Source organism: Indolivaga macrotermitis (assembly GCF_900128985.1).
Taxonomy (GTDB): Bacteria; Bacteroidota; Bacteroidia; order Bacteroidales; family Dysgonomonadaceae; genus Dysgonomonas_A; species Dysgonomonas_A macrotermitis.
Map to the genome: position 1 here is coordinate 73156 of NZ_FQUC01000017.1, position 19828 is coordinate 92983.

The window sequence follows — 19828 nt, forward strand, 5'->3', positions numbered from 1 at the left end:
AGATTTAGCATATTATGATGCCAAGTATAACCTTTATATTACAGGCACAGTAAACTAGGTTGCCTATCTGGAGGTCACTCAGATTAACAATAAAACTCATATGGGAAGTCTTGAAAAAGTAACTTGTTTCAAATGATAGGAGAATACTATATTGCTAGTACGTCCGAAGGCTTCCATATAAGCAACATTCTTGTTTCGATTATCCCATGTAGGACCATATTCAACCGCATTTTTTTCTGTAGTTGAGGGGTATTGTTCCTGTCTTTCTGTAACTTTATCTTTGAGTGTCAATAAAATAGCATCACTTAGGCTATCCGGATTGATGTCAAATTCGTCCTTTAGCTTTTGAAGTTCCTTGCTATCATCATTTGGATTTACCATAGAAGGAGAGACAGGTGACAAACTATTCAATTAGGCAAATAAGTGAATAATCAAAAGATATACCAGTCAGCCGAATGTCTAAAATACCATTCAGCCGGCCAAATAGATAATCAACTAGCTGGAAGACAAAACAGGGAACTGAATAAGTAGAAAATTACTCAACTGAAAGATGAATGGGGGCTGTTTTTCCTTTACAGAAAACTATTGGGGTATTAGTATTTATATTCGTTTTTTCCATGGGTGGCAATTTTATTTCTGAATCTAACTTTGATGAGCACAGACAATTCATTATATTGCAGAACCCATAATTTACAGTAAATAACTAGTAAGACCTATGCCTCACAGAACGAGCCTTAAAAGAAAGTCCTTGAAATATAAAATTTAAATGATTATGGATAACAAGAACATTTTCACAAGAAATCAAATTCTTTTCTCTCTAAGAATACTATCGAAGATTTTTTCATTAGTTCTGTTGAGTATGATTATTAATAGTGTTCGCTTTAATTTTAAATAAATATTCATTTAATTTTCAGCTTAATATAAAAAAGGAATATCAATATCTTGTACATCTCTGGCTTATGCTTATCCTTTTTATTCTGCCACAATGGAACATATTTATTGTAGGCGTGTCCATTTTTAATAATTCGCAATGTAGTTTTTTTATACTATATATGATAAATTCCATTTTTCTAATATTAAGGAGTTTTGCCGAATTACTTATTGTTAATAACTTTCTTAATAGGACTTTGACTATATAAAAGAAAGTACTAATTTTGACAAAAAATGTCAAAATGAATTTTTCAAACAAAATATGAATATTAATCAATCAACAGGTGAAATTCTCCGGGAAAACCGGGAAAAGAAAGGTTTACTCCTCAGACAAGTAGCAGCTCTCCTTGATATTGATACCGCGATATTAAGTAAAGTGGAGCGCGGTGAAAGAAAAGCGACAAAAGAACAAATTATTAAGCTCGCCGATATTCTCAGTTTGAATAGAGAGAAATTACTGATTCATTATCTAAGTGAAAAAATTGCTTATGAACTGGTCGATGAAGATGTTGCTTCGCAAACGTTGAAAGTTGCTGAAGAAAGAGTAAAATACTTAAAAGCTCATAAATCCCAATGAATATAAAGCAACTTGTTGAGAAATATCAGATAGACCGAACACACTATCTGACAAATAGATATAACGAGACACAACTTCGTAGTGATTTCCTTGATCCGCTTTTTGAGTTACTTGGTTGGGATATTAAGAATAATGTAGGAAAGCCGACTAATGAGCGGGAAGTTATATTGGAGGAAGCTTTAAAAGCAAATGCATCGGACCATTCCAAAAAGCCGGATTATACATTCCGTTTATTCTCCGAAAGAAAATTCTTTTTAGAAGCAAAGAAGCCTTGCGTTTCTATCGAATCGAATAATGATACTGCAAAACAAGTTCGCAGATATGGTTTTACAGCTAAGCTAAAAATCTCCGTTTTATCTAATTTCGAATATCTTATAATTTATGATACTTCTGTAAAAGTAGAGAAAGAAGATACTTTTCAAAAAGCAATAATAAGAAAGTACCATTATACTGAATATGAAAGTAAATTTGAAGAAATTAAAAGATTGCTTGGACGGGAATCTGTTTATTCAGGCACTTTTGATTCGGAGTGGAAAAATATTGAGGAGAGGATCAACCACTATTCTGTAGACAACCTTTTTCTAGGTCAAATAAATGAATGGAGACGGGTTTTAGGGAATGAAATTCATAAATATGAACCTACGGTTGGCGAACAACAACTAAATGATATTGTCCAAAGTTATTTAAACCGCATATTGTTCCTCCGGGTCTGTGAAGACAGAAATTTGGAATACTATCAAACGCTTTTGAAATTCGCCAATTCGAAAGATTTCGATGCGCTAATTAAAAAATTCCAAGAAGCTGATAAAAGATACAATTCAGGTTTATTCGATCAATTGTTGAAAGATAAGATTATTGTAAATATTAGCTCTGTTTTTTGGACTATTATTAAGCAATTGTATTATCCAGAAAGCCCTTATTCTTTCAGTGTTTTTTCGTCTGACGTGTTGGGACGTATTTACGAAATATTTCTTTCTGAAAGGTTAGTAATTCAGAATGGCATTGTCGAATTGGTTAAAAAGCCGGAGAATATAGATAAGGATATTGTTACTACGCCGACTTTTATTATCAGTGATATTTTAAGAAATACCGTTTTCCTCAAATGTAAAGGCAAAACGGATAAAGAAATATTCCAGTTTAGATTTGCTGATATTGCCTGTGGCTCAGGGGCATTTCTTTTGGAACTTTACCAGTCGCTGAACGACATTCTTATAGACTATTACTTAAGTAACAATAAATCAAAGCTTATTCAGACCAATATAAATACATATAAGCTACCATTTGATACCAAACGCGCACTTTTACTAAGTTGTGTTTTCGGCATTGATAAGGATTTTAATGCTGTAGAAGCGACAAAATTCGGATTATTATTGAAATTATTGGAAGATGAAGATCTTAATTCAACCAATAAAACAAAACCCGTTTTACCCGACCTGTCTTCAAATATATTTTTTGGTAATAGCTTATTAACTCCTGCACAAGTTGAGATTGAAAAGCATGATTTTATCAATCCATTTGACTTCGGCGAATTGCGTTTCGATGTAATTATAGGCAATCCACCTTATATGAAACCAGAAGATATGAAAAGTATAACTCCGCTTGAATTACCCTTATATAAAAAATATTATGATTCCGCTTATAAGCAATTTGATAAGTATTTCCTATTCCTTGAGCGGGGGCTGGGATTATTGACAGATAAAGGTGTTTTAGGTTATATCGTACCAAGTAAGTTTACGAAAGTAGGCGCAGGCACAAAACTTCGGGAACTGTTTACTGAAAATGGCTATCTAAGTTCAATCATATCATTTGGGGTAAATCAGGTTTTTAATGATAAAACAACATACACCTGCCTACTTATTCTGAGTAAAATGCCTCATAAAACATTTCAATATACGGAAATTAAGAACTTGGATAACTGGAAAATACGTAAACCAGAATCAATTAAATATTCAGAGAAACAAGTAAATGAATTAAATGCGAATTCTTGGGTATTAGTATCTCCTGGCTTGACTCATGCATATGATAAAATTGTTGCTCAAAGTATAAAGTTGGTTGATTTGGTTGGAGACGATAATATCTTTAATGGTATTCAGACCAGCGCTAATAATATTTATATTTTCACACCGACTGAAGAAGATAAGATTTTCTATTATTGGGACGGCAATAAAATAGAGAAAGCTATAACCAAACCATATTTCAAAACGTCTTCAGGAGAAGATAACCTATATACTTATCGTACATTTAAACCGAATGCTAGAGTTATTTATCCCTATACAAGAAAGAATGGAATAGTCGAGTTAATCCCATTGGCAATTCTTGAAGAAGAATACCCTTTTGCTTATAAATATCTCCAAAAGTACAAGAATAAATTAAATAATCCTAAACGGGACATAAAACCCATTCCTAAAACAAAAGATGAGTGGCATAGATATGGACGTCACCAAAGTCTGGATAATTGCGGATTACCATCAAAAATTATCGTAGGAGTCCTTTCTGTCGGGGATAAATATGCTGTCGATATTTACGGAACTTTGATTTCTTCGGGAGGAACTGCCGGTTATTGCGTGGTTGGAGTCCCGGAAAATTTTCAATACTCCATTTATTATATTCAGGCTATTCTTAATTCCAAATACCTCGAGTGGTTCAGTTCATTGTATGGAGAGGTTTTCAGAGGCGGATATATTGCACGGGGAACTAAAGTGCTAAAAAATCTTCCTGTTCGCAGGATAGATTTTTCTAATCCACGGGAAAAAGAGTTACATGACAAAATTGCAGCAATTCAGAAAGAACTGATCACAACCCATGACCAAATAGATGCGAACACAGGAAACAAAAGGGAGCTAGTTCCATTGCAAGGTCGATTTGAGAGAGGAAAAACCGATTTGAATCGCTTATTGGGGCAATTATATAATTTAGGCGATGATGATTTATTAATTCCTTTAATCAAAGAATTGTATGAAGCTAATTAAGAATGCGTCCGCCGAAAAATTGCGAGGTGGTTTCTATACACCTGAACCTATAGCTTCATTTATACTGAAGTGGGGCATCAATGGCAGCATTGAGTCTGATATTTTAGAGCCGAGTTGCGGTGATGGTGTGTTTCTGGAACAGTTAAAAGAAAATAATTATAAGTTCAATTCCGTTACAGCCATTGAATTTGACGAAGTTGAGGCTAAAAAAGCGAGCCGGATAAACTTGCGTAACACAACAGTAATCAATACGGATTTTCATTTATATTGTAATCAAGTAATTAGCCGGTTTGATTTGATTGTAGGAAATCCGCCTTATATTCGATACCAGTATTTCGACAGAGAACAACAAGATGAAGCTGATAAAATATTCAAGCGGGCAGGATTAAAATATTCAAAACTTACTAATGCGTGGGTATCCTTTGTTGTTGGCTCAAGCCTGCTTCTAAATGAGAGGGGTAAAATCGGATTTGTCATTCCTGCAGAATTGCTTCAGGTTTCGTATGCCCAGCAATTACGTGAGTTTTTAGGACATTTCTATAACAAAATTAATATTATTTCTTTTGAGAAATTAGTCTTTCCAGATATTCAGCAGGAAATTATACTTTTACTATGTGAGAAAAACGGTACCAATTTACACTTAATAGAACATTTAGAATTAAGGGATGCGTCTGATTTAGCAACATTGGATGTTAACAGGCTTAAAAGTCCGACTAAGAGAATTGATTTTGAATCAAAAAAATGGACATACTATTTCTTGGAACAGGAGGAAATTGATTTTCTTGAAAATATTGCTTCTGATAAGGGCATACCGACTATAAGTAATTATGCTGATGTTGAAGTTGGAATTACAACAGGAGCCAACAACTATTTTACAATTCCACGATCCACTGTTTTACTGTATCAGCTCGAAGAATTTGTCAAACCAATGGTTGGCCGAAGTGTTCAGGTAAATGGTGTAATTTTTACAAAAAAAGACTGGCTGAGAAACAAGCATGCTAATGTGAAAGCCAATCTTTTAGTATTTCCGTCCAAAGAAAAACTGAATGGAAATACGGGGGCAAAATCTTATATAGAATACGGTGAATCTATCGGAATAAATAAAGGCTATAAAACGAGCATCCGAGATAATTGGTTTGTGATTCCTTCGATTAAATTATCCGATGCATTGTTTATTCGCAGGAACAATCTGTACCCCCGTTTGATATTGAATGAAGCGGAAGCCTATACGACTGACACGATGCACAGGGTATTTACTAAAGAACAAACAAACAAGAATGCATTTGTCGCCAGTTTTTATAACTCACTGTCGTTAGCCTTTTCTGAAATCGTAGGCCGCAGTTATGGAGGCGGTGTTCTGGAACTGATGCCTAGCGAAGCCGAAAAGATACTTTTTCCATATCGTTCTGAAAATGAAAAATTACTCTTTGTGATTGACAAAATGATGCGACAAAAGAAAAGTATTGAGGAAATCCTAAAGATAACAAACATGGAAATTCTAAAAAAAGGATATGGGCTTTCATATAAAGAAATAAATTTTGCAGACAATATTTGGAGGAAACTGTCAGCAAGGAGATTAAACAGAAGTAAGTAGTCTCACAGTCCATAGAATAGATAAAAAATATTAAAACAAAATGAAAGCACAGAATTATGGATGATTTGAATTTTTATCAGGGAAATACAAATCTATTAAAGAATATTAAGGAAGGTTCCGATGGATTAACTCTTCAAGATATCCAATTAAAAGAAATTCGAAATAGATTAGCTGAATTCTTTAATATAAAAAATATTCATTTCCTACTTGGATCCGGAACAAGCTGTAATGCTATTCCTAATATGAAAGGGCTTTTCAGGGAAGTCCTCAAAACACAGATAAACAAAAAAAATTCTATTCCTAAAAATGAGTATCACGAAGAAATATGGAGAGAATTTAAATCTATACATAAAAGATCCCGTGATAAAGGAAATTTAGAAGAGATATTGGGGATTTTATATTCAAATAGAATATATCTGGATAATTATACTGATAAAGAAAGAGAATTGAAAATATGCGCAGAGCTTATTAAGTCAATAGAATGTATAATCTTTAATAAAATCAATATCGGATTTGATTCGGAAGAAGCAAAGAAGGTTCTTCTGAGTTATCAAACTTTTTACCAGAAACTGGCTCTCAGGAATAAAGATTTAAGCCGGTTGAACATTTTCACAACAAATAACGATCTATTTAATGAAACCGCCCTGGATAGTCTAAACATCCATTACATCAATGGATTTGGAGGCGGGATAAATAAATTCTTCAATCCTGCATTGTTCAATTACAGCTTCTCTAAAAGAATGGATACAAGCATTGAAAAATATGAGCCTGTTGAAAATATGGTTAATTTATATAAAATTCATGGCTCGGTTAATTGGATGGAAGATGGTTCTAATAGCAATACATTTTTTAAAATAAGAGAAATTAGTTATCCAGAGAAATTAGTTATCCAGAGAAATTAGAGACCGACAAGAACAATATACTTATATATCCAACACCTACCAAGCAAAACAAAAGTTTAGGAAGTCCGTATGTTGAATTATTCAGAGAGTTTCAAAAGAAGTTATTAATTCCCCATAGTGTCTTATTCGTTATAGGATACAGTTTTAGCGATGAACATGTAAATAATATTATATATCAAGCATTGGCAACTAATTCAACAATCAATTTGGTAATATTGAATGACATAAGCAGTAAAGACATCGCAAAAATTAACGATAACCGCATATTTAAGATATGGGGTTGCATCAATAATGATGGCAAAGACACAATGGTCCATTATTTCGATTACATAGTAGACAATCTTTTTCCCAATATAGACGCAACAAAAAATCAAGAAATGCTACTAAAGAAATTCATTGATTATTATAACGAAAATTTATCTAAATGAATGTCGGAAAAATAGTTTCGGTAGAGTATGACAAGTTTAGAGTAAAGCTATTTCATACGACAAAGACTTCGACAATATCCTTAAATGGACAAATATATTACTTTGGTAATATCGGGAGTTTCCTTAAAACTCAAAATGCAACAGGAGATTATATAATATGTGAAGTTATAGCTATACTTGATCATAGTACAGAGAGTAAGATGTTTTCAAGTTATAATTTAGATAGTACAAGAGAATTAGTGATTAAACCAATTGGAACTCTAAATAAAACTCATGACTTCTTTATGGGAGTTGGTATTTTCCCTTCCATTTATTCCGATGTTGGCATTGTAACAATAGAAGATATACAATACATTTTATCGCCATTGTCTGACGAAAATAATAAGATTAAAAATAACGGTATTCATAAAAATATTGAAATAGGTGTTAGTAAAAACATGATTAACTATAAAATTAATCTGAATATCAATAAATTATTTAATATTCATACTGCTGTTTTAGGGAATAGTGGAAGTGGAAAATCAAATACTATAGCTCACATACTACAACAAATATTTCGCAAAGAGCATAATCATGCGTATGGTGCTAAAACAATTCTTTTTGATGTAAACGGAGAGTATCATAAAGCTTTTTCTGAAAAGCTTAATAAAGATATCGTTTGCAATTTTTACAAACCAAATATTATCGAAAAAGACAAAGAAAAATTCCATTTACCTTATTATTTACTAAATCTTGACGAATGGCTTGCCTTTCTAATGGCTTCGGAGAGGACCCAAAAACCTTTTTGGGACAGAGTACTTCAAGAGTGTTTTAAATTCTATAAAATATTCCAGGGAGATGACAGTACAGAATTGTATATGAATTATTTTAAATGGAAAATACGAAACATACTGAGGAATATAATATCAAAAGCAGAGAGTGATACAACTAAAATAACGGCTATTCAGGGAGTTATAGTTAAATGTAAAGACATTATTGAAGAAGTTAGTCAAAATGAAGATCTGTCAAGATTCCTAAACGATGTCAATGGGCATTGCGGCATATCCTATGGTAATAATGACGGGCAGTTGTCCGCTTATTTGACGAAGATAGAAATCAATGAAGAAAACGCTTTGGGAGTAAATAGTAAAAGATTGATACCAGGAGAATATTTTGATTATAGATTTTTGAAGACGGCTGTTGATATTGTATTATTGGAAGAAGAAGCAAGAGGTAATTCCCGTATTCGTGAATTTACTTCAACAATGATAAGCCGTTTAGATTATTTCCTAAATAATCCAGATTGTGATTTCATGAGAAATGTTGGTTTTGAATATAAAAATGAAGAAGAATATCTTAATGAATGCTTCGGGATTTCAATCGATAATAAAAAGAATCAGTTAGTAATTATAGATTCATGTGAAGTTGGTACAGATGTTCTGGAATTAATGACAAGTGTAGTCAGCCGAATGATTTTCGATTATAGGAAAAGAAAGCAGGGAGATGATAGGAGAAAACAACCGATACACTTAATATTAGATGAGGCTCATAGATATATAAAAAAAGATGCGGAATATATTCTTAAAGAAAATATATTCGAGCGTATTGCAAGAGAAGGAAGAAAATTCTCATTATATCTGTTAATATCTTCTCAAAGACCTTCCGAATTATCAAGTACGGTCCTGTCACAATGTGGTAATTATATTATTCATCGCATACAAAATGATTTGGATATGAAATATATATACTCTGTATTGCCTTATTATTCAGAAGACTATATAACTAAGATAAAACAATCCGTTCCGGGAGAAGCCTTAATTTTTGGAAATTGTGTTCCTATGCCTTTGCAAGTGAAAGTTCATAAAGCTTATCCGGATCCTAATAGCGAAAACTGTGATATTAGTAAAGAATGGTTTTTTATTGGAATAGGGAGAGCTCACGAAGGCTTATGAATTGTTGAGATTCTGGATAAAGATACTTTATTCCGCATCACTTTTGGCTATGCCGATCTTCAATTCATAGCATCAAATAACTCTTTGGAGAAAAATATACAATATTTTTACATGCAATCAATAAAACAGAAAAGGTTATTCTCGTCAGGGGAATAACCTTTTTCCCTGAGAAAAGGTCATGATTATTTTCGTGAATCAGCCACTGACACTTTTCTGAATTCTTTCAATGCTTTTTCGATTTCAAGTGACACTTTACGAGCACGTTGACCCGCAGCCTTGTTTCCGTTTACATTTAATTCCACGTCTTTTGCGAAATCTGCAAATAACTGATTTAGATTTTCTACTAATTCTTTCATTATTTATTCTATATATTTTTGTGAGTAGCAAAGATAACAATTATTCCAAATCTCCGGCTTCTTCCTTTTCCAAATCATCCATGATTTCTTTCAGTATGGAATCGAACAGGCCCTTCAGTTCTTCGTTCAGGATTACTTCGCTTCCGTTCCCGAAAGCCATATTCTTACATATGTCTTTCAATATTTTCAGCTTGTCCTTTTCATCCGGATAGTCGTATCCGTAGAAAATAAAGTCCCGGATATCTTCTTCTATTGCCGATTCGATATCCCCTCTTCCAAATTCGTCAAACTCAGAGAAAGTCAATTTTTCCTGTCCCCAGTCTTCCGGTTCGTCATCATCGCTATCTCCTTCTGTATCCGGCTGGCTGCGGCTCATCCCCAGTATCATTTGGGCGAATTCCCTTGCTTCGGGATATTTCCTGTTTTTCGACATTTTTTCAAGAAACTCCCAATCCTGCCGGGAACGGGGATATTTTCCTGCAATCCGGTCTATTTGGCTTATATGTTGCAGTTCGTTTTTACGTTCCTGCGGCAATGCCGAACATTCCTTACAAATATGCTTTACATGGCCCCTGCCGCTAAAGGCTTCATTGGATTTGATTTCGCCACAAATCCGGCAGTAATGCCCCCTGTGTTTTTTCTTCTTTTTTGCCATTCGATAAAAATACTGAAGCAAAGATAAGTGGAAATATACTATTTCATAACGTTTGCAAGCTAATCCTGTAACCCTCTTTTTGTTTCCACTCGCCATTTGCTTCCTCAATACCCGTTCTCACAGGGTATTTCATCCGCAAGGCTTCATTCCAACCTCAAAGACAGTCCCGGATTGGACGGTAAGAGTACATCCGGCAGGTGTACACTTACTTTTTAATGAACGGTTTGATAACCATTGCTTCAAACAGTTATATTGTTAACAGCTATAAGTTTTCCGTTTATTTTCAATTATAAAATAAATCCTGCGACCCTTTCCTACATTGGTTATATAATTTGTAATTCGAATACACACTATATTACTGTGCATTCTACAATTACATTAATAACCTATATTTCGGAAATAGTCTCGGATAAATATCCAAGCGTAGCTTCTTTCAGGCTACACTTGACATATATATTCTCCACATCTAAGTATGCTGTGACAGCATATATTGTTTACCATCTACTATTTAAAGATGTTTTTTTCGTTTTTTCCACATAATTATTCCACATCCCTGTTTAATGTCATACCATGTCCGGCCGTCTGTTCACCGGGGCAAAGGTATGATAGCGTTTCACAGCGGCATATTCTTACCCTGCCGGGTTTTCAAATAAATCTCCACGCCTCCGCTTCGTTCCGGGTAGTATTTATCCGAAAAAATATGCCTAAAGTGAATCCGCAATACCTTTTGTTGCCCCATGAAACAAAAACGACCGACCTGATGGATGACGCATGAAAAAAAAATGTCATAAGTATGAAAAACGAAAAAAACATATTGAAACAAAACTCCCTCGCCTCCGGAATCATCATAAAATTGGGGTTGGGAGCGGCTCTGCTGGGTATTTGCGTGTGGTGTGTAGCTAAAATCGGGGTGTCCCTATTAGCGGTGGCGGGTGTGTATATCCTTGTCCGTAGCGTGATTAAAATCATACGTCTGGCTGTGGGTATCCTCTTCTCCCTGTTGGCGATAGTATTTCTTGTAGCTCTGATTGCCGTAGTAGCCGTATTTATCTTCTAAAAATCACAGGTATGAAAAATATAGAATTTGATAAACAAAAGACAATCGCCTTTACAGGGCATCGCAACATGGATTGCAATCCTGTACTGTTGAAAGAAGAATTAATACATATCATCCGTGAACAGTATCATATTGGCTACGCCACATTTATTACAGGATGCGCAATCGGCTTTGATATACTTGCAGCGGAAGTCGTTCTTGAATTACAGAAAGAATACATCGGTATACAGTTATTCTGTGCTGTACCCCATGCGGGGCATCACCTGTATTTCAGCAATGAGGATAGACAGCGGTATATCCGCATAGCTGACAAGGCGACATCGAATATCCTGTTATCTTCCCAATATTATGACGGTTGTTTCCTTCGCCGTAATGATTACATGATAGCGAACTGTTCCCTGCTGATAGCTTATTACAACAGTCCACAGCGTAGCGGTACGGCTTATACAGTCCGCAGGGCACAAGCAAACAATATCCCAATCATTAACCTATACAAATAAAGGTCACAGACCTTTTTATTGCCTTGTAAGCATAATAACACAAGGAAGTTATATTTCAAAACAGATTATAAACACTTTAGATTATTTACAGATATGACAAAATTATATTCATTATTCGGAGGAACAACCACCGATACGGAAGTAAAGGCGGTAGAAGTAAATCAGGTAGTACAAATGGAAGGCTATTCATATAGCAGGTATGTAGTCTATAAGATTACACACAATGATTTCGGGTATCACTATCATTTAATTAACCTCAAAACACTTGATTTTCACCAGTCAGAAATAATCAAACCTTTGAGCCAAAAGTTCGGTATCGGGATGTATTACGATGACAAGGACATCGAATTTATGCCCGAAGCAGAAGTAGCCGAACTCTATGCCCAAGCAAAGGCTAAAGAGGATGCCGAAAGGGAAGCCGAAAGAAAAGAGAATGAACACGGGGAAGAAGTCCGTATTATCGGTCGTGAATGGTTGAAAAACAACCTTCCAACTGATGCAAAAGCCATTATCGTAGGTCGTTTGAAGCAGGATGAATCCGATTCGCAGACGGACTACTTTGCATCCTCTACCGCCAGGACTGTAATATTAGGTTTCTCGAAACATACACGGGATATATTCTCCGAAATGCGCAAACATGCGTCCAACTTTGAGGGAACAGCCCATTTAGCCGAATATAACGAAGACTACGAACACCGTGAGAAATATTCTATGGGGGACGGGTACTACTTGGGCGAAAGCAAGTATCACGGTTGGATAATAGAGAAAGAACCAATCTATAACCGTGAAAGGATAATCGAAGAATTTTCATACATAGCAGGATGTCCCGATAATATTCATATCAAAGCTAACAAGACAGGCAAAGTTAATAACCCCAATCCTAACGAACTGGAGCAACAACCGACAGTACCAACCCTACAAATAACCTCCGGCAACCTGCAATTTGAAATAGTCGATTATTCGGAGAAAGCCATTGCCCTGTTCGGAGATACCAAAGCCATTAAAGACCTGTTATCCGCTATGGGAGGAAAGTTTAACCCCCGATTGACCTGCGGGGACAGTAAAAAAGCGGGGTGGATATTTTCCAAAGTTAAGCGTAGTGAATTGGAAGGTGTATTGAATTTAAACAACTAATAAACAAGACAGTTATGGAATCTACGGAATACAAATCATTACCGGCATACGAAAAGCTACAACAGATACAGGAACTTAATTTCTGCCGGACAGAACGCCACAATGCAGCCGTATACCTGAACGCATTAAGACGTAACGACAGGGCTATAATTGAGGAATATGAGAGTTTCGGGGATAGCCCGCGCCAGTTACTGATGAACAAACGGGAGTACGAAAAGCACTTGTTATTCGGCTTCACGAAGAAGGAATTTAACGAATACGGCTGGTTGGAAAGACCTGATTTTTTGGAGCGTGAAGAAATACCATTTCCCCATCGGGACGGGTGGGCAGTAAGCAATTATATTACACTGGGTCGGGGCTTAAACGGTAAATGGACATACGGCATGAGGTATTCTTACAGTACGGGAGGATACGGCTACGGGCTGAATGTATGGGGAAAAATATTTGACAGCAGAAAGGACTGTCTTACAGCAGCCCTCAGCGAAATGATGACAGGGCTTAACAATGACAGTAGCAAGACCGACAAATACGCCATATCCGTTTTGAAACAGGCTAAAAGCCTGTTCGATGAAGTCACAGGACGAAAAGCAGTACAATTAACATTATCATTCTTTTAATAATTATCGACATGAAAGCGTATAAAATAACAATCCCCTATAAGGGCAGGAATTATACCCTCGACAGGGTAACAGGCGAAAGCAAGCATTATCAAATAGCTTTTGAAACAGACAGGTGGAGTATCCACATCTATTTGTTACAGAATAGCCAGATACGGGTAATCATCAACAAGTCCGTAAAAAGGAGCGGTACGCATTACGGCACGCAATTCCATTACGACTGCTACTGTACGCTTGAAACAAACGGTTTATACCTGAATGACGTACACGACCCCGCCACCTGCCGGAAGATAACCAACCCGACCAAATGGTTTACTATCGAGCCGATGCTAAGGGTGGTATACGCCCAGCTAAAAGAAGAACTGGAAACCCTGCATCCCTTCGATTTGATACATGATATATGGGATCTGGAACAATTCATATACCGCAAAATGGAAGAGTACGGCAACGTAGAATATACCGTAAACAACTCCCCGCATTTCGGTATCGGGGAGAACGCCTATACCACAAGCGAAGAAGCATTTAAGGCAAAGGAGAAAGAGCCTGTTGTAATCCTGAACCTGTTCAACGGCTACCATGTGATTTCAAAGGACACCATCGTCATTTTCCTCTACTGGCTAATGGACAGGGACGGAAAACTGACAGTTTCCGATAACAATAGGACGAAAGTAATCTATCAAAATCAACCGATAAATAAATAGTATCAATCAGGGCGGGGCAATCCGCCCGCAATATCAAAAAATATGAAACTGACAATAGATAAAACAAACAAGACCTGCACAATCAGCGGACTGACCCCGACCGAAACAGATGTAATACTGGCAATCGTAGACACTGCCGACAGGCGGTGCTTCCGGGAGCAGGAAGATAGCGGGGAATGGTACAGCAACGATGACTTTATATTGCGCCTGACGGATGAACAGCGCAGAGCGTTGGCAAAAATAGGAGAAGAAATACAACAAATCTATAACAGCTAACCAACCAAAATAAAATAAACGCATCATGGCACAGGAATTACGAAGTAATCGACAGAGTCGGGTAATAGACGATCGGATGCAGGACGCCAAAGACCTCGCCAAAGCGGAAAAGGAACTGAGAATAGAACACTGGGTATATATCACATTTGAGATAAGGCACGAGGACGGAAACCGTGAGGTATTGCACAAAATAGATATTCCCCGTGATATGGTAGACCGCTGGCGTTGGCTTATCGAATGGCGCAGGGCAAAGCTGGTCTGCAAGTACCCACGCCGGAAGGTAACGGTATATCATTGCGCTTATGACAAGCGGACAGGCTTGCAGACGGGATTTAACTTCCTGCTGTCGAAGGTAGCCTCCGCTAAGGCGCAGATAACAAAGGTCGAACGCAAAATAGCGGAGTACATACACTATATGACGCACAACGACCTGTTCTTCAACCCTGAAACGGACGAGCAGTTGCTTAAAGCCAACGCCAAATTAGAGCAGAAAAAGATAAACTATAACGAAGTATACGCCATTTTACAGGCGGAAGTAGAAAAACATAAAAACAATAAGGATATGTATAAACTATTTGTAGGATTTAAGAAACTGGGCGAGTTCAAAAGTATATCGGAAGCCAAGCAGTTTGCCGACAGGTGCGGAGAGACAGGAGTATTTAATCTGATAGGCCATCTGTATAAGGACAGTTGGTATGTTTTTGAACATCTGAAACCAAAGGAAGATAAAGAGAACAATAGTAATGCGGACTGATTTTTCAGTCCGTTTCTTTATGAGATCTGCAAATTATTTAGAAAGAAATATACAAATAATTTGCAGGTTAAATGTTATTTTTTAGTTTTTCGCCAGTTTCAATATTCTCAAAGCACCTCTAATAACGATGAGAAATACAATACTACCAATGACAAGGTCGGGTATCTGGTTATCTAACTGCCAAACCAAGAATCCCGCAAGAATAACACCTGCATTTATAATCACATCATTAGAAGAAAATATAATACTTGCCTGAATATGGGCATCTTTGCTTTTTGTCCTTTGAAGCAAAAGCAGACATATAACATTGGCTATCAAAGCAAGTACGGATATACCTATCATTGTTTGAAAAACAGGCATTTCCTCTGCACCTGTAAACCGCCTGATAACTTCAATAAAGCCAATAGCAGCCAAAAATATCTGGAAATATCCGCAAATCATAGCAACACGTTTCTTACGACTTACGGCAGCACCTACAGCAAGCAGGCTTAATCCATATACAAAAGCATCAGCAAGCATATCAAGGCTATCGGCAACTAATCCCATAGACTTGGAGATAACCCCCGTTGACATTTCAATCAGGAAAAAGCCAAAGTTGATAGCCAGTACAATCCAAAGGACTTTACGCTGTTTGTTATCTTCCTCTATCTGAAATTCTTCCTTTGTTTCCAAACTCTCAACAAAGTGCGACCCTAAATTCAAGGTCGCAAGTTGCTGTTCAATGGTTTGATAATCGCCTGTGTGGTAAACAGTCATTGTTCTGCCTTTCAGGTCATATTCCTGTTTGGCAATCCCCTCTATATTCTGGAGTTTCATCCGAATGAGGTTTTCCTCACTCGGACAATCCATTTGCTCTATTTTAAAAATAGTCTTTTTCATTCTTACAATTTGATAATGATACCTGCATTTATAACAAAACCGTCTAATGGTGCGTAAATATCCCGAAATTCGGGTTTAGTTATCGACCCCGTATGTATGGTGTCGAATCTTGTCTGCCGTCTGTCGGTAAAGTTTTCAAAGTTAGCATATATCGAGAATTTTTCCCAAATCCGTTGCATCATTAATCCGCAGATAAGGTAATCCTGACCTGTTTTGCCGTCATTTAGTTTTTGTTTACCTGTATAATAGGCTTCCAATCCGATTTTCCATTTGTCCTCTACCTCATACATCAAAACAGAGTTAACTTTATGTTTTGGTGTAAGAGTTTTTTGGTAGCTCCTGCCGTCTTCCTTTACATTCGCATCCGTATAGGTATATCCCAGTAACAGACCGAAGTCTTTGTATTTTAATTTCATATTGGTTTCAGCCCCTTTACTGTCTACATGACCGTCAATGTTGTTAAACTGCCAATGGTTATTTTCCGCAGCTTGCAGTTCAAGCGGATTTTTCAGGTAGGTATAAAAAAACAACTGGTTTATACTTAAAAATACTTGGTCGCCGAACAAACCCGTTTTATAAGTGAAATCCACATTTGCCCCGTAGCTTTTTTCCAGTTTGTTCTTATCATCATCTATCGGTAATACATTCTGAAATTGGATACGCTCACTATCTTCCGAAAAGATAGTAGGTGCTTTATATCCGAATCCGCCACCCACACGGGACGAAAATTTATCTGTAATCTTAAAATTTGAGGAAATACGAGGTAATACCACAAACCTGTAATCTGTAACATAGTCAGTCCGTAATCCGCTTTCAAGGCTCATCCAGTCCGTAACTTTCGTGTTATTTTGTACAAACAAGCCTAAAGTAGTCATGTTGTAGTCACGCAAAGGAAAATCGGTCAGTTTCTTTTCTGTAAATTTATCCGTCCACACGTTTGCACCCGCTACCCATTCCGTTTTTTCTTTTGTATGTATATAAGATACTTCCGAGAAAGACGATAATTGGTCGCCGTCAAATTTGAAATCGGGAATTTCAATCTTACGAGTGAAATAAGTAACACTGTTCTTTACATTCAATTTGTTTTGTTTGTCAAAACGGTGTTCGAATGAAAGCTGGCTTGAATGCCTTTGCGTTTTATTTCTTTCATAATAAGAATGTTCATCATCCCCTTTACCCTCTACATATTTTATATCGCCACCCAAACGGTTTTCTATTGTAGAGTTTATACCGAAATTGAAATCTGTATTTTCAGATAAGTATAAAAATAGTTTAGGATTCAGTACAAACCTGTCAAACTTGGGTATAGCCGTAAAACCGACATTGGACGGGTCGTAAGCCCAATTACGGTTATACGATGCAAATACAGTAGTACCTACTTTGTTGAATTTCTGACCGAAAAAGCTGTTTACATCAAGCCCCTTGCCTGTTGTCCCGTTCAGGTGTATCGAAAAATCCCTTTCCTTTTCGGGTGTTTTTGATATGAGATTTATCAGTCCCGCAATCGCACCGCCACCGTATAAGGTGGAAGAAGAACCTTTGATTATCTCTACCTGCTTTAAATCGAGCGGAGGTGTCTGTAATAAGCCTAATCCGCTTGCAGCACCCGAAAATACGGGGAATCCGTCTTTTAATATTTGGGTATATCTACCGTCCAAACCTTGAATACGGATAGATGAGTTACCCGATATGGCAGATGTTTGTTGTGTCATAATACCTGTACTTTCATTCAGTAACATACGAATATCTCCGGGCTTCATAACGCCTTTTTCGCCTAATTCTTCGGTATTTATAAATTCTATTCGGGTAGGAATATCTTTAAATGTGCGTGTTCCTCTTGTTGAAGAAACAACTACTTCCTGCAATGTTTCTTCGTCAGGTTCGACCTTGATAACAATAGCCTCATCGTAAGCTAACGGGAATGTAAATTCTTTAATAGTCTTTTCATACCCCATATAAGTAATTTCGATTTTCTGGTTACCGTTCGGAATATTGGAAAGTACGGCTAATCCTTCGGTATCGGAAGATACTCCGTTTGTCGTGTTTTGAAGTACGACATTCGCACCGATTAAAGGTTCTTTTGTCTCGCAGTCTATCAGTTTGACTTTGAGTGTATTTTGTGCGAATATATTGGGAAGGCTGAATGCTAAGAATAGCATCAGTATAATTTTTGTTTTCATTATGATTTTATTTTAAATCTTCAATTATAAATGATTTGATGGTACGATATTACAAAAATGTATTACCGTAAAAATTGCAAGGCATATTCTAAATAACCTGTAAAAATAAAAGTAAGCCTATGCTTTTGGCGGTTGCCAGATTGAAGATATAAAATCAGAAAGATCGTTTCTTAAAATATATTCTAATTCGCAATCAGATATTAAAGTAACAGTTACGTTTAATAGATTGCTATAACGGGCTTCTGGAAATCCAGAGCAAGTATTGCAATGCAGAAAAGGAGAACAGCAACTACTATCAGAGCAGTCATCACAACTATTACAATCATCATTGCTTGTTTCAACGGTTTCGGTATAAGCAGACAAACATTTATCTTCTAAACAACAAGGTACTACTGATAACAGCAACACACTGATGGATAATATTAAAGATAAATATTTCATGCTGCAAAGATATGTAAATTCATATTGAATTAAACTAAAAGTCTGATTTTCTTAAAAAAAGAATACACTGCATCATTGATTGGAATATTGATTATTATAATTAGAACTGTAATAATTATCATTTTTTATTACAGCAAACATGCGTGAGATAAGTTTTGCTCTGATAGCATTTAGCACAGACATTTTATTTTTTCCTTCTGCAACTTTTCTATCATAATAGGTTCGTAATTCACTGTTTTTATTTTGAAGAGCGGATAAGGATGCTAAGTGAAGCAAAGATTTAATGCTTTTATTTGCTCTTTTCAAGAATAATAATAAGTCCTAAATAGAAGCACAGTCCTAAAAATGGCTATTTTTCGTATGGTTTACTTACCATTTTCCTTTCACTTTAGTATAAGTATAAATATAAATAAATTAAAGTCTAATTATTAAGAAATGAGTCCTAAATAGAAGCATAGGAATGTATATAATCCTACTTTTTCGTATGGTGCACTCACTATAGTTTGTAAAATAATTATAATGCAAACCTAAGGTTTTCGTGAGCCTGTGCGAAAAAAAGAAACAAAAACCGATAGAGGTAATATTTCGAAATAGTTATATTTGTCCTTTCAGAATCAATTAACCGGAACTATGGGAGAAAAATGTGATAAATGCAACAAAGAATTAACCTATGCCATACTGACAATTATAGATGGTTATTGCTGGAAATGCCACTCGAAGATGAAAGTTGCAGTTGTCCGGGGAGAAGTCGACCGTAATAGAAGTACGGCAGGTCCCGATGAATTTTCGAAATTGGAACTTGAGATTGCGCAAAGCAATGGGGTTATCATCAAGGAGCAATATAGTAAAACAATGGATGAAAGCTATTTGGTTAACTGTTGTGCAAAATGTAATTCCTTCATTGGAAATTTTTTCCTGCATGCGGACTATATGTTTCCTGCTTCACA

At 36.2% G+C, this 19828-nt stretch carries 18 protein-coding genes and 2 pseudogenes; 14 read left to right on the forward strand and 6 right to left on the reverse strand.

The annotated features are described in order from the left end of the window. Positions 1–96 precede the first annotated feature (96 nt). Complete coding sequence (locus BUC12_RS17175; protein WP_139262105.1) at positions 97–411, reverse strand: hypothetical protein; 315 nt, start codon at positions 409–411, stop codon at positions 97–99. Positions 412–1192: 781 nt separating this feature from the next. Here BUC12_RS17175 and BUC12_RS17180 point away from each other — a divergent pair. From BUC12_RS17180 to BUC12_RS17205, 6 genes are read left to right on the forward strand one after another with little or no spacing between them, the layout of a single operon-like run. Next, positions 1193–1507, forward strand: coding sequence for a helix-turn-helix domain-containing protein (locus BUC12_RS17180; RefSeq protein WP_062182665.1), 315 nt, complete (start codon positions 1193–1195; stop codon positions 1505–1507). Then, entirely contained in the window at positions 1504–4476 is a 2973-nt protein-coding gene (locus BUC12_RS17185) for an Eco57I restriction-modification methylase domain-containing protein (RefSeq protein WP_062182662.1), read from the forward strand. The genes BUC12_RS17180 and BUC12_RS17185 overlap by 4 nt, the downstream gene beginning before the upstream one ends. Beyond that, the gene (locus BUC12_RS17190; RefSeq protein WP_062182660.1) at positions 4463–6070 is read left to right on the forward strand and encodes an Eco57I restriction-modification methylase domain-containing protein; all 1608 of its coding nucleotides are present in this window, start codon (positions 4463–4465) and stop codon (positions 6068–6070) included. The genes BUC12_RS17185 and BUC12_RS17190 overlap by 14 nt, the downstream gene beginning before the upstream one ends. A gap of 56 nt (positions 6071–6126) precedes the next feature. Next, on the forward strand, positions 6127–6972 hold the full coding sequence (locus BUC12_RS17195; protein WP_062182657.1) for a hypothetical protein: 846 nt from the start codon (positions 6127–6129) through the stop codon (positions 6970–6972). 23 nt (positions 6973–6995) lie between these two features. Beyond that, positions 6996–7400 (forward strand): SIR2 family protein, encoded by a 405-nt coding sequence (locus tag BUC12_RS20475; protein ID WP_394333936.1) that lies wholly within the window; start codon positions 6996–6998, stop codon positions 7398–7400. Continuing rightward, on the forward strand, positions 7397–9331 hold the full coding sequence (locus BUC12_RS17205; RefSeq protein ID WP_062182652.1) for an ATP-binding protein: 1935 nt from the start codon (positions 7397–7399) through the stop codon (positions 9329–9331). Before BUC12_RS20475 ends, BUC12_RS17205 begins: the two co-directional genes overlap by 4 nt. Positions 9332–9513: 182 nt before the next feature. Here the strand turns inward: BUC12_RS17205 and BUC12_RS17210 are convergent, their stop codons facing one another. Together BUC12_RS17210 and BUC12_RS20370 are read right to left on the reverse strand one after the other, a co-directional pair. Then, complete coding sequence (locus BUC12_RS17210; protein ID WP_062182649.1) at positions 9514–9687, reverse strand: histone H1; 174 nt, start codon at positions 9685–9687, stop codon at positions 9514–9516. Between the two features lie 40 nt (positions 9688–9727). Then, complete coding sequence (locus BUC12_RS20370) at positions 9728–10342, reverse strand: hypothetical protein (protein ID WP_139262106.1); 615 nt, start codon at positions 10340–10342, stop codon at positions 9728–9730. Positions 10343–11156: 814 nt separating this feature from the next. Here BUC12_RS20370 and BUC12_RS17220 point away from each other — a divergent pair. The 7 genes from BUC12_RS17220 to BUC12_RS20375 all read left to right on the forward strand — a co-directional run bounded on the left by BUC12_RS17220 (position 11157) and on the right by BUC12_RS20375 (position 15381). Further along, complete coding sequence (locus BUC12_RS17220) at positions 11157–11399, forward strand: hypothetical protein (RefSeq protein WP_139262107.1); 243 nt, start codon at positions 11157–11159, stop codon at positions 11397–11399. A gap of 11 nt (positions 11400–11410) precedes the next feature. After that, positions 11411–11899: an SLOG family protein gene (locus BUC12_RS17225; protein ID WP_062182640.1), complete on the forward strand. Its 489-nt coding sequence runs from the start codon at positions 11411–11413 to the stop codon at positions 11897–11899. 93 nt (positions 11900–11992) lie between these two features. Then, a complete protein-coding gene (locus BUC12_RS17230; protein ID WP_062182637.1) occupies positions 11993–13033 on the forward strand; it encodes a hypothetical protein in 1041 nt (346 codons plus the stop codon). Positions 13034–13047: 14 nt separating this feature from the next. Next, the gene (locus tag BUC12_RS17235; protein ID WP_062182634.1) at positions 13048–13650 is read left to right on the forward strand and encodes a hypothetical protein; all 603 of its coding nucleotides are present in this window, start codon (positions 13048–13050) and stop codon (positions 13648–13650) included. A gap of 11 nt (positions 13651–13661) precedes the next feature. After that, positions 13662–14351 (forward strand): hypothetical protein, encoded by a 690-nt coding sequence (locus BUC12_RS17240; protein ID WP_062182631.1) that lies wholly within the window; start codon positions 13662–13664, stop codon positions 14349–14351. A 42-nt stretch (positions 14352–14393) separates the two neighbouring features. Then, positions 14394–14627: a hypothetical protein gene (locus BUC12_RS17245; RefSeq protein ID WP_062182628.1), complete on the forward strand. Its 234-nt coding sequence runs from the start codon at positions 14394–14396 to the stop codon at positions 14625–14627. Between the two features lie 25 nt (positions 14628–14652). Continuing rightward, positions 14653–15381: a hypothetical protein gene (locus BUC12_RS20375; RefSeq protein ID WP_062182625.1), complete on the forward strand. Its 729-nt coding sequence runs from the start codon at positions 14653–14655 to the stop codon at positions 15379–15381. 81 nt (positions 15382–15462) lie between these two features. Here BUC12_RS20375 and BUC12_RS17255 read toward each other — a convergent pair whose 3' ends face one another. From BUC12_RS17255 to BUC12_RS20515, 3 genes and pseudogenes are all read right to left on the reverse strand, one after another. Next, positions 15463–16260 (reverse strand): cation transporter, encoded by a 798-nt coding sequence (locus BUC12_RS17255; protein WP_062182621.1) that lies wholly within the window; start codon positions 16258–16260, stop codon positions 15463–15465. Positions 16261–16262: 2 nt separating this feature from the next. Beyond that, entirely contained in the window at positions 16263–18440 is a 2178-nt protein-coding gene (locus BUC12_RS17260) for a TonB-dependent receptor (RefSeq protein WP_062182618.1), read from the reverse strand. A gap of 513 nt (positions 18441–18953) precedes the next feature. Beyond that, a pseudogene (locus tag BUC12_RS20515) lies at positions 18954–19181 on the reverse strand (IS110 family transposase); the annotation flags it as partial. A 330-nt stretch (positions 19182–19511) separates the two neighbouring features. Between BUC12_RS20515 and BUC12_RS17275 the strand changes: the two are divergent. Then, positions 19512–19828 (forward strand): annotated as a pseudogene (locus BUC12_RS17275) (hypothetical protein); the annotation flags it as partial.

Coding starts and splice junctions, on each gene's coding strand:
- BUC12_RS20370 (WP_139262106.1), bottom strand. CDS start 10,342: ATGGCAAAAAAGAAGAAAAAACACAGGGGGCATTACTGCCGGATTTGT.
- BUC12_RS17180 (WP_062182665.1), top strand. CDS start 1,193: ATGAATATTAATCAATCAACAGGTGAAATTCTCCGGGAAAACCGGGAA.
- BUC12_RS17225 (WP_062182640.1), top strand. CDS start 11,411: ATGAAAAATATAGAATTTGATAAACAAAAGACAATCGCCTTTACAGGG.
- BUC12_RS17260 (WP_062182618.1), bottom strand. CDS start 18,440: ATGAAAACAAAAATTATACTGATGCTATTCTTAGCATTCAGCCTTCCC.
- BUC12_RS17235 (WP_062182634.1), top strand. CDS start 13,048: ATGGAATCTACGGAATACAAATCATTACCGGCATACGAAAAGCTACAA.
- BUC12_RS17230 (WP_062182637.1), top strand. CDS start 11,993: ATGACAAAATTATATTCATTATTCGGAGGAACAACCACCGATACGGAA.
- BUC12_RS17185 (WP_062182662.1), top strand. CDS start 1,504: ATGAATATAAAGCAACTTGTTGAGAAATATCAGATAGACCGAACACAC.
- BUC12_RS17210 (WP_062182649.1), bottom strand. CDS start 9,687: ATGAAAGAATTAGTAGAAAATCTAAATCAGTTATTTGCAGATTTCGCA.
- BUC12_RS17190 (WP_062182660.1), top strand. CDS start 4,463: ATGAAGCTAATTAAGAATGCGTCCGCCGAAAAATTGCGAGGTGGTTTC.
- BUC12_RS17205 (WP_062182652.1), top strand. CDS start 7,397: ATGAATGTCGGAAAAATAGTTTCGGTAGAGTATGACAAGTTTAGAGTA.
- BUC12_RS17245 (WP_062182628.1), top strand. CDS start 14,394: ATGAAACTGACAATAGATAAAACAAACAAGACCTGCACAATCAGCGGA.
- BUC12_RS20375 (WP_062182625.1), top strand. CDS start 14,653: ATGGCACAGGAATTACGAAGTAATCGACAGAGTCGGGTAATAGACGAT.
- BUC12_RS17240 (WP_062182631.1), top strand. CDS start 13,662: ATGAAAGCGTATAAAATAACAATCCCCTATAAGGGCAGGAATTATACC.
- BUC12_RS17255 (WP_062182621.1), bottom strand. CDS start 16,260: ATGAAAAAGACTATTTTTAAAATAGAGCAAATGGATTGTCCGAGTGAG.
- BUC12_RS17195 (WP_062182657.1), top strand. CDS start 6,127: ATGGATGATTTGAATTTTTATCAGGGAAATACAAATCTATTAAAGAAT.